Here is a 9813-nt window from a genome sequence, read left to right on the forward strand (position 1 = left end):
GGCACACCCCGCGCCACCCGCGCGTGCGGGGACCGCGCCGTGCCCTACCGGACCGGCCGCCGTGCCCCTACGATCACGCGCATGGCCATGGGCGCGCGGTTCGCATCACGTACGGTCGTCATCTCCGGGGGAGGCTCCGGGATCGGGGCCGCCACGGCGCACCGGCTGGCGGACGAGGGGGCGGCCGTCGTCCTCCTCGACAAGGAGGAGCCGGGGGCGCACCGCACGGCGCGCGAGATCACGGCGTCCGGCGGACGTGCCGCCTTCGTTCTGGGCGACGTGACGGACGAACCCGCCTGGGCGCGCGCGGTGGCGACCGCGCACGAGGGGTTCGGACCGGTGGACGGGCTGGTGTGCAACGCGGCGATGGCGCGGCACGGCGCCGCCGACGAGATCTCCGTCGCCGACTGGGAGAGCCAGCTCCAGACCAACCTGACCGGCGCGTTCCTGGGGGTGCGCGCCTGTGTGGAGGACCTCCGCCGGCAGGGCGGCTCGATCGTGCTGACGTCCTCGGTGCACGCCCTGGTCGGACTGCACGCGCGGCCCGCGTACGCCGCGAGCAAGGCGGGCCTGACCGGGCTGGGCCGCCAGTTGGCAGTGGACTTCGGCCCGCGGGTACGGGTCAACTGCGTGCTGCCTGGTCCGGTCATGACGCCGGCGTGGGACGGGGTCGAGGAGGAGGACCGGCGGCAGGCGGCGCACGAGACGGTCGTCGGCCGCCACGGTCGGCCCGACGAGGTAGCCGCCGCCATCGCCTTCCTGCTGTCCGAGGACGCCTCGTTCGTGACGGGCGCAGGGCTGGTCGTGGACGGCGGCTGGAGCGTCTTCAAGCACTCGGTCTGAGACCGCCCGCCCCCGCGGCACTCGGTCTGAGACCGTCCGCCCGAAGCACGCCTCGCGAAGCGTGTGCGGCCCCCGCCCGCCCCGGCCCGGGCCCGCGGCTCGCTCAGTCGGCGATGTCCGCGTAGGCGATGGCCCGCGCCACGTGTGCCCGCACCAGGTACTCGCCGGGGACGGCGTTGCGCTCGCCGAACGCGTCGGCCTGCTCCGGCCCCATGTAGCGGCCGGCGATCCGGGTGGCCCAGTCGCGCAGAACGTCGAGGTCTTCGATGAACTCCTCGGCGACGCATTCGAGCATCACGAAGCTGAACGGGGGCTCCTGGTCGTCGACGCACAGGGCGAAGCGGGGATCGCGGCGTAGGGAGACGGACTTGAGGGAGTCGCCGTCGGTGGTGAACAGCAGGCGCCCCTCGTCGTCCAGCAGGAACCACACGGGCGTCACGTGGGGGCGGCCGTCCTTGCGGACCGTCGCCAGCTTGCCGGTGCGGGTCCCGGCGAGGATGAAGTCGCGCCACTGGGCCTCGGTCATCTGCTGCATCGTCGCCGCTCCCACGCTCGTCTCGGTAGAGGCGGCACAGCATAGGCACCGGCTACGACACCTGGTGGGACCTCAGCGCGCCGCCGCGGGCTCCAGCTCGGCCGGGCCCACGCCGGCGCGCCGGGCGAGCGCGACCGCGGCCAGGGTGGAGTGGACGCCCAGCTTCCCCAGGACGTTCTGCATGTGGGTGCGCACCGTGTGCGGCGAGAGGTAGAGGCGCTCGGCGACGGCCTTGCGGCCCAGCCCGGCGACCATGCACCGCAGCACCTCCCGCTCGCGCGGGGTGAGGGATTCGACGAGGCGTTCGCTCTCGGTGCGGTGCTTGCGGGTGGCGGTCAGCTCCCTGAGGACGCCGGTGAGAAGGGCGGGCGACAGGTGGGTCTCGTCCTTGAGGACCCCGCGGATGACCTGGAGCAGCCGGGAGAGGGAGCAGTCCTTGGCGACCCAGCCGCCCGCCCCTGCCTGGAGTGCCGCCGCGGCGTGCCGGGGGTCGTCGCGCTCGGCGAGGACGACGGTGCGCACGGCCGGGTATTCGGTCCGTACGCGCGCCACCAGCGGTAAACCACCCGAAGGCGCGGACACGGCGGTGGTGGCGGAAGGGTTGGCCGCGGCCGTCCCGTCGGCGCCCTGCTCCTCGAACGGCGCCGCGCTCAGGTGCCGTGCCGGGAGGGGAGCGGAGGACGGGAGCGTCGCCGTGGCGGCGACCGCTGCCGGGGCGGCGGCCGGGGCCTGGCCCGGCGCCGGGGCGGCGGCGGGCCGCTCGCCGTTCGTGCGCACCGGCACGGGCGCCGGGGGTGCGGTGCCGTTCATCGGCGTGCCCAGGTCGGCGTCGACCAGCAGCACGTCGAACCTGCGGCCCTCCGCCGCGCCCCGCTCCAGATGGCGCAGCGCTGCCGCTCCGCTGCCCGCCGCGCCTACCTCGACGTCCTGTTCGGCCGCGAGCGCGGCGGCCAAGGACTCGGCGAAGATCCGGTGGTCGTCGACGACCAGCACGCGAATACGTTGCATGGCACCCCCTGGCAGTGCGGGCACGGCGCCCATGTGCGGGAAGCGCGCAGCGACACGACCGCCGCCGTGTTCGTCTGTCTACCCCGCCCCTGGGCGTCGTACCCGGCTGTCTCGCCCCCTGATCAGCGCCGGCCCCCACCGGCGCTGTGCATACGACTCAGAGTACGGCTGGGCTGTGGCAAGGGAAGGCAAATCACAAAACTTGTGGGCATCTTGTGAGCCGAGGGGACGCTCACCGCAGCACACCGGGAGCGCGCACAGCGCTCGCCGGGGCGCTCGCGGGGGCGCTCACAACCGCCGCGCCCCCGCGCTCGGTACGGCCTCGAACAGGTGCGGCACCAGGTGGCCGGCCGACGCGAACGCGGAGGTGACGGCCGCACCGACCTTCTCGGTGTCCGACTCCTCCACCAGCACGATCGCCGAGCCGCCGAAGCCGCCGCCGGTCATCCGGGCACCGAGCGCGCCGGCGGCGAGCGCCGTGTCCACGACCAGGTCCAGCTCCTGGCAGGAGACCCGGAAGTCGTCCCTGAGGGAGGCGTGTCCCGCGCTCAGCACGGGGCCGACCTCGCGGGTGCGGCCCGCGTCGAGCAGCGCGATGGTCTCCTCGACGCGCCGGTTCTCGGTGACGACGTGACGCACGCAGCCGCGCACCTCGGGGTCGTCGAGGCCGGCGTCCAGGCGGGCCAGGGCCGCGTCCAGTTCGTCGCGGGACACGTCGCGCAGCGCGGGCACCCCGAGCGCCGCGGCTCCCGCCTCGCAGGCCCGGCGGCGTCCCGCGTAGGCGCCGTCGGCCAGGGTGTGCTTGACGCGGGTGTCGACGACGAGCATCCGCAGCCCCTCGGCGGCCAGGTCGAAGGGGACCTGCCGCTGCGCCAGGTCGCGGGTGTCCAGGTGCAGTACGTGCCCGGCGGTGCAGCAGGCGGAGGCCATCTGGTCCATGATCCCGCAGGGCATGCCGACGAAGTCGTTCTCGGCCTGCTGGCACAGGCGGGCCAGCAGCTCCCGCGAGAGGCCCAGGTCGTACAGCTCGGACAGTGCCGCCCCGGTGGCGACCTCCAGCGCGGCCGAGGAGGACAGCCCGGCCCCGGTGGGCACGGTGCTGGCCAGGTGGATGTCCGCGCCGCCGACGGGCAGGCCGGCCTCGCGCAGCGCCCAGGCGACGCCCGAGGGGTACGCCGCCCAGCCGCCGTCGCGGCCCGGGGTGAGCGCGTCGAGCGGCACCTGGTAGGCGGCGCCGGGCACGTCGCCCGAGTGCAGCCGCACGATGCCGTCGTCGCGGCGGGCCGCGGCGAGGTGCACGGTGTGCGGCAGCGCCAGGGGCATCACGAAGCCGTCGTTGTAGTCGGTGTGTTCGCCGATCAGGTTGACCCGCCCGGGGGCCGCCCACACGCCGTCCGGTGTGCGGCCGTAGACAGCGCTGAAGCCTTCCCGCACGTCCTGGCGGGCGCCTTCTGCGGCATCCTGTCGCGTTTCCTGGCGCGCTTCCTGTCGCGTTTCCTGGCGCGCTTCCTGGCTCACGTTGGGGCTCGCCTTCGGGCTCACGTTGGGGCTCATCCCCGGGCCTCCGCCGTCACGTGCTGGGCGAACCGCCAGGCGTCCTGCACGATCTCGGCCAGTCCGCTGCGCTCGGGCTGCCAGCCCAGCGCGGTGCGGGCGCGCTCGGCGGAGGCGACGAGCACGGCCGGGTCGCCGCCCCGGCGCGGCGCGACCGTCTCGGGCACGTCGTGGCCGGTGACCTTGCGGACCGTCTCAACGACCTCGCGGACGGAGAAGCCGTTGCCGTTGCCCAGGTTGCAGATCAGGTGTTCGCCCTCGGCGGCCTGCTCCAGCGCCAGCAGATGGGCCCTGGCCAGGTCGGCGACGTGGATGTAGTCGCGCACGCAGGTGCCGTCCGGCGTGGGGTAGTCGTCGCCGTAGACGGAGATCGACGCGCGCCTGCCCTGGGCGACCTGGAGCACCAGCGGGATCAGGTGGGACTCGGGGTCGTGGCGCTCGCCGTAGGCGGTGCCGTCGGAGGCGAAGTAGGCGCCGGCGACGTTGAAGTAGCGCAGGGAGGCGGCGGCCAGGCCGTGCGCCCGGCACTCGCCGCTGATCATGTGGTCGACGGCGAGCTTGGAGGCGCCGTAGGGACTGGTGGGCGCGGCCGGGTCGGTCTCGGTGATGGGGGTGCGCTCGGGCTCGCCGTAGACGGCGGCGGTGGAGGAGAAGACGAGGGTGCGCACGCCGGACTCGCGCATGGCGGCCAGCAGGTCGAGGGTGCCGCCGACGTTGTTGCGCCAGTACTTCTCCGGGTGCTCGACGGACTCGCCCACCTTGGAGTGCGCGGCGAAGTGCAGCACGCCGTCGTAGGAGGGGTCGAGCACGCGGGCGGCGTCCTGGATGCGGCCGTCGACGAACGCGGCCCCCTCCGGCGCCCCCTGGGGGAAGCCGGTGTCCAGGTCGTCGAGCACGGTGACGGTGTGCCCCGCCTCCAGCAGGTGTGCCGCCACCACACTGCCGACGTAGCCGGCTCCGCCGGTCACCAAGTACTTCATCGAGAAGCCACCTCCCGCAGTCGTTTCGCCGCTGCTTCCGGCGGCACGTCGTTGATGAACACGTTCATGCCGGACTCGGAACCCGCGAGGAACTTCAGTTTGCCGGGAGCCCGTCGGATGGTGAAAAGCTCCAGATGGAGGGCGAACTCCTCGCGCGCCGCACGCCGCGGCCCACCGCGGCCGGAAGCGCCGGAAGCGCCGGAACCGCCGGCCCCGCCGGAACCGGGGGACCCGCCGGACCCCGGGTCGGACCCGCCGGAACCGGGGGCGGCCGTGTCGTCGGCACCGCCGTCGAAGGGTGCCTGGTGCCAGGCGGCGATATAGGGGGTACGGGGTTCGTCCTCGCCGAAGAGGCGGTCGAAGCGGCGCAGCAGTTCCAGGTAGAGGCCCGGGAACTCCGCTCGCGCCTCCTCGCCCAGTGCGAGCAGGTCGGGCACCCGCTTCCTGGGGTACAGGTGCACCTCGTAGGGCCAGTGCGCGGCGTAGGGCACGAACGCGACCCAGTGTTCGCCCTCGATGACGACGCGCTCCCCCGAGGCGAGCTCGGCGCCGAGCAGGTCGTCGAAGAGGTTGCTGCCCGGGCGCTGCGCCCCGTACGCGGCGACGGAGTGCAGCATGCGGGCGGTGCGCGGGGTGGTGAAGGGGTAGGCGTAGATCTGTCCGTGCGGGTGGGAGAGGGTCACCCCGATCTCCTCGCCGCGGTTCTCGAAGCAGTAGACCTGCTCGACGCCGGGCGTGGCGGACAGTTCGGCGGTGCGGTCGGTCCACACGTCGAGGACGAGCCGGGCCTGCTCCTCGTCGAGGTCGGCGAAGGAGGCGTTGTGGTCGGAGGTGAAGCTGACGACCTCGCAGCGCCCGGCGCCCGGTGCGTGGCGGAAGAGGGCGCCGGGGTCCTCCTGCCGCACGGCACCCGGTGCGCCGTGGAAGGAGGGGAAGCGGTTCTCGAAGACGGCGACGTCGTACGTCGGCTCGGGGATCTCGCTCATGCGTCCCTCGCGGGAGGGGCACAGCGGGCACTCGTCGGCCGGCGGGTGGTAGGTGCGCGCGTTGCGGTGTGCCGTGACGCCGACCCACTCGTCCAGCAGCGGATCGTGCCGGATCTCGGAGTGCGCCTCCATCGGCGGCATGGGGCGCTGGTCGGCTGCGGTACGGGCGGCGGCGTCGTCGTGCAGGTCGTAATAAACGATCTCGCGGCCGTCGGCAAGGCGGCCTGAGGTCTTCTTCACCGGGTGGCTCCTCGTTCTGTGACCTCAAACATAATCGCACACAAGGAACCACGAGCCAACAGAATGTTCAACGCCGACCCCCGCGCCCGGCCCGCCGCCCACCACCTCGTACGCACGATCACCTCGCAGGAACCAACCGGGACACAAAGGGATTTTTCCGTGTTGTTGGACCCTAACAATCATCACAATCAAACAAACCTCTGCAACACGTCCCTTCAAAAGTCGAAACATTATGGGTACGTTCGCGACCGTTCCGATCGCGCGATGAAGCGAGTGACTGATGTTGCACCTGGCCGAAGGGCTACGGCTCCCCACCAACGGACTCGATTACACACTTCTTGGCATCTACTTCGTCGTCGTGCTCGGGATCGGCTTCGCCGCCCGGCGCAGCGTGAAGACGAGCCTCGACTTCTTCCTCTCCGGCCGGTCGCTCCCCGCGTGGATCACCGGCCTGGCCTTCGTGGCCGCCAACCTCGGCGCCACCGAGATCCTCGGCATGGCCGCCAACGGCGCCCAGTACGGCGTCTATACCGTGCACTGGTACTGGGTGGGCGCCATCCCCGCCATGGTCTTCCTCGGCCTGGTGATGATGCCCTTCTACTACGGCTCGAAGGTGCGCTCCGTCCCGGAGTTCCTGCTGCACAGGTTCGGGCCCTCCTCCCACCTGCTCAGCTCCATCATCTTCGCCGTCTCCTCGGTACTGATCGCCGGCGTCAACCTCTACGCGCTGGCGCTCGTGCTCAAGGCGCTGCTGGGCTGGGAGCTGTGGGTCTCGATCGTGGTCGCGGGCTTCTTCGTCCTCGCGTACATCACGCTCGGCGGACTCTCCTCGGCCATCTACACCGAGGTCCTGCAGTTCTTCGTCATCCTCGCCGCGCTGATCCCCCTCACCGTCGTGGGCCTCAAGCGGGTCGGCGGCTGGGGCGGCATCACCGACACCCTCTCCGGCGAGAAGGGCGACGCCTTCATGACCGCCTGGGACGGCACGGGCATCGGCTCGGGCAACCCGCTGGGCGCCAACTGGCTGACCATCGTGCTCGGTCTCGGCTTCGTGATGAGCTTCGGCTACTGGACGACGAACTTCGCCGAGGTGCAGCGCGCCCTGTCGGCCAAGAACCTGTCCGCGGCCAAGCGCACCCCGCTGATCGCCGCGTTCCCCAAGATCTTCATCCCGGCCGTCGTCGTCATCCCCGGCCTGATCGCGCTCGTCATGGAGCCCACCCTCGGCAAGACCAAGGACGGCCTCCAGTACAACGACGCCATCCCCGTCCTGATGCGGGACCTGCTGCCCAACGGCGTGCTCGGCATCGCGGTGACCGGTCTGCTGGCGGCGTTCATGGCGGGCATGGCGGCGAACATCTCCTCGTTCAACACCGTCTTCACCAACGACATCTACGCGGCCTACCTGAAGAAGGGCCGGCCTGACGAGCACTACGTGCAGACCGCCCGCTGGGTGACGGTCGTCGGTGTGCTGATCGGCATGGGGACCGCGTTCATCGCCTCCTCGTTCAGCAACATCATGAACTACCTGCAGACGCTGTTCTCCTTCTTCAACGTGCCGCTCTTCGTCGTCTTCATCATCGGCATGTTCTGGAAGAAGACCACGCCCGCCGCCGGGTTCTGGGGGTTGCTGAGCGGCACCGTCGCAGCGATGGTGAACTACTTCTGGTTCTACAAGCAGGGCGTCATCGACATCCCCACCGACCAGGGCGCCAACTTCGTCTCCTCGATCGTCGCCTTCGTCGTCGGCTCCGTGGTGATGGTGGCCGTCACCCTGTTCACCAAGCCCAAGCCGGCCGAGGAACTCGCGGGGCTCGTCTACGGCACCAGCTCACCCGGCGCCCCCGAACTGCCGGAGAAGGGCGACGACGTCTGGTACCGCAAGCCCGCGCTGCTGGGCTGGGGCGCCATGATCCTCGCCGCCCTCTGCTACATCCCCTTCTCCTTCTGAGCCGCGACGCGAAGGACACTGAAGCGCAATGAGCGACATGAGTAACAAGTCCGCCGCCCAGCAGGCGGCAAGGGACGTCGAGGAGCTGGAGCAGCGCTCCCAGACCGCCGCCCGCCTCTTCGACGTACGGCGCATCATCGGCGGCCTCTTCGTGGTCTACGGCGTGATCGTCACCATCGCGGGCATCTTCGCCTCCGACGAGGACCTGAAGAAGGCCCAGGACATCAACATCAACCTGTGGACCGGCATCGGCATGCTGATCCTCGGCCTCGCCTTCCTCCTGTGGCTGCGCCTGTCACCGACCATCCCGCCGCCGAGCGCGGAGCAGGGAGACCGGGAAGGCGAGGCAGGCGAGGCAGGCGAGGGCTCCGGGAAGTAGGAGACCGCCTCGTACGGCGGACGCGGGTCCCGCTGGGCCCTGTGGTGGGTACACAGGCGGCGCGAGGCGCCGGCCGCGTGTGCCCACCACGGCCGACGGGTCACGGGTCGCGGCCCACAGGTCGCGGCCCGGAGATCACGGCTCCCGGATCAGGGCTCCCGGATCACGGCCCGCGGGCCCACGGCTTACGCCTCACGGGCCGCGGGCCGCGGGCCGCCGCCCGGCCTCAGATCCCCGTGCTCCCGCCCGCCCGTTCCAACAGCCCCGTGCGGGCGGCGAGCGCGGCGGCTTCGAGCCGGGACCCGACACCCAGCTTCATCAGCACACGCTGCACATGCGTACGCGCCGTCGACGGGGCGATTCCCATGCCGGCCGCGATCAGCCGGGTGTCCTCGCCCTCCGCGACGCGTACCAGGACCTCGACCTCCCGCGGCGTGAGCATCTGCAACAGCCGCGCCCCCTCGTCGTCGGGCTCGGCGGCGGGGTTGAGGAGCTCGGCGAACGACTGGGCCAGCAACTGCGGTGCGACGGCCGCCTCGCCGGCACGGGCCTTGACCATGGCCCGCTCGACGCCCTCGATCCGCTCGTCGTGCCGCACATAGCCCGAAGCCCCCGCCGCGAAGGCCGCGGCGATACCGCGCGGATTGGGCACCGGCCCCAGCACGACGACCGCTATCTGCGGTTTCTCCCTCTTGATGCGTACGACGGGATCGAAGACGCCCGGTTCGGCGGGCGTCGCCGTGCCCAGCAGGCACACTTCCGGCGCCCGGCTGATCACCAACTCGGCCGCGCCCGCACTGGGCGCAGCCGCCGCGAGCACCCGGTGCCCGCGCAGCTTCAGCGCCGAGGCGAGGGCCTCGGCGAGCAGGCGGTGATCGTCGACCACCATGAGCCGTACGCTCATAAAAGTTCGCTCCCCCACACACTGCCGCCACTGCCGAAGGCCCCGCGCCCCCTCCGCAGCCCCTCCTCCTGTTCTCCGGGAAGCTACACGCTCACTCGCGGTTCCGCTCCCCTTACGAAGCGAAATCCCCAAGGGAGAGCTTGCCCGCCCGGCCCCTGGCAGCCGGAGCCCGTACGCGCTCCGGCGGTTCGCCCAGGACCGCCCCGCGGACACGAGTCGGGGGGGGGGGGGGGGGGGGGGGGGGGGGGGGGGGGGGGGGGGGGGGGGGGGGGGGGGGGGGGGCGCCGGTGGGCCCGTAGCCGACCGCCAGTCGCGGCGTCTCGTCGTCGGACGAGCGGCGCTCGGAGATCAGGGTGTCCTGGATGAAGAACCTGTTGTTCTCAAAGATGAGCGGCGCGTCGACCGAGTAGGCGTCGACCGAGAAGGCCTGCTC

9 protein-coding genes are annotated in these 9813 nt (G+C 71.9%); 3 read left to right on the top strand and 6 right to left on the bottom strand.

The window, feature by feature from the left end; translation table 11 throughout:
* The first annotated feature begins 81 nt into the window (after nucleotides 1-81).
* Nucleotides 82-843: an SDR family NAD(P)-dependent oxidoreductase gene (locus AB8Z75_RS25845; protein ID WP_369205996.1), complete on the top strand. Its 762-nt coding sequence runs from the start codon at nucleotides 82-84 to the stop codon at nucleotides 841-843.
* 103 nt (nucleotides 844-946) lie between these two features.
* On the opposite strand, the gene AB8Z75_RS25850 is transcribed toward AB8Z75_RS25845, so the two are convergent.
* The 5 genes from AB8Z75_RS25850 to galT form a co-directional block, all read right to left on the bottom strand.
* Nucleotides 947-1378 carry a PPOX class F420-dependent oxidoreductase gene (locus AB8Z75_RS25850; protein ID WP_369205998.1) on the bottom strand — a complete coding sequence of 144 codons (432 nt, stop codon included), beginning with the start codon at nucleotides 1376-1378 and terminating at the stop codon, nucleotides 947-949.
* Nucleotides 1379-1450: 72 nt separating this feature from the next.
* A complete protein-coding gene (locus AB8Z75_RS25855; protein WP_369205983.1) occupies nucleotides 1451-2386 on the bottom strand; it encodes a response regulator transcription factor in 936 nt (311 codons plus the stop codon).
* Between the two features lie 288 nt (nucleotides 2387-2674).
* Nucleotides 2675-3940, bottom strand: coding sequence for a galactokinase (gene galK / locus AB8Z75_RS25860; protein WP_369205985.1), 1266 nt, complete (start codon nucleotides 3938-3940; stop codon nucleotides 2675-2677).
* On the bottom strand, nucleotides 3937-4920 hold the full coding sequence (gene galE / locus AB8Z75_RS25865) for a UDP-glucose 4-epimerase GalE (RefSeq protein ID WP_369205987.1): 984 nt from the start codon (nucleotides 4918-4920) through the stop codon (nucleotides 3937-3939). Before galE ends, galK begins: the two co-directional genes overlap by 4 nt.
* Nucleotides 4917-6146, bottom strand: a complete 1230-nt coding sequence (gene galT, locus AB8Z75_RS25870) for a galactose-1-phosphate uridylyltransferase (RefSeq protein WP_369205989.1) — start codon at nucleotides 6144-6146, stop codon at nucleotides 4917-4919. Before galT ends, galE begins: the two co-directional genes overlap by 4 nt.
* 280 nt (nucleotides 6147-6426) lie before the next feature.
* Here galT and AB8Z75_RS25875 point away from each other — a divergent pair, with 280 nt between their 5' ends.
* Nucleotides 6427-8097, top strand: coding sequence for a sodium:solute symporter family protein (locus AB8Z75_RS25875; RefSeq protein WP_369205991.1), 1671 nt, complete (start codon nucleotides 6427-6429; stop codon nucleotides 8095-8097).
* A 28-nt stretch (nucleotides 8098-8125) separates the two neighbouring features.
* Nucleotides 8126-8476, top strand: a complete 351-nt coding sequence (locus AB8Z75_RS25880; RefSeq protein ID WP_369205992.1) for a hypothetical protein — start codon at nucleotides 8126-8128, stop codon at nucleotides 8474-8476.
* Nucleotides 8477-8702: 226 nt separating this feature from the next.
* Here AB8Z75_RS25880 and AB8Z75_RS25885 read toward each other — a convergent pair whose 3' ends face one another.
* Complete coding sequence (locus AB8Z75_RS25885) at nucleotides 8703-9380, bottom strand: LuxR C-terminal-related transcriptional regulator (protein ID WP_369205994.1); 678 nt, start codon at nucleotides 9378-9380, stop codon at nucleotides 8703-8705.
* Nucleotides 9381-9813 lie beyond the last annotated feature (433 nt).

It is taken from the genome of Streptomyces sp. PU-14G (assembly GCF_041028275.1).
Taxonomy (GTDB): domain Bacteria; phylum Actinomycetota; class Actinomycetes; order Streptomycetales; family Streptomycetaceae; genus Streptomyces.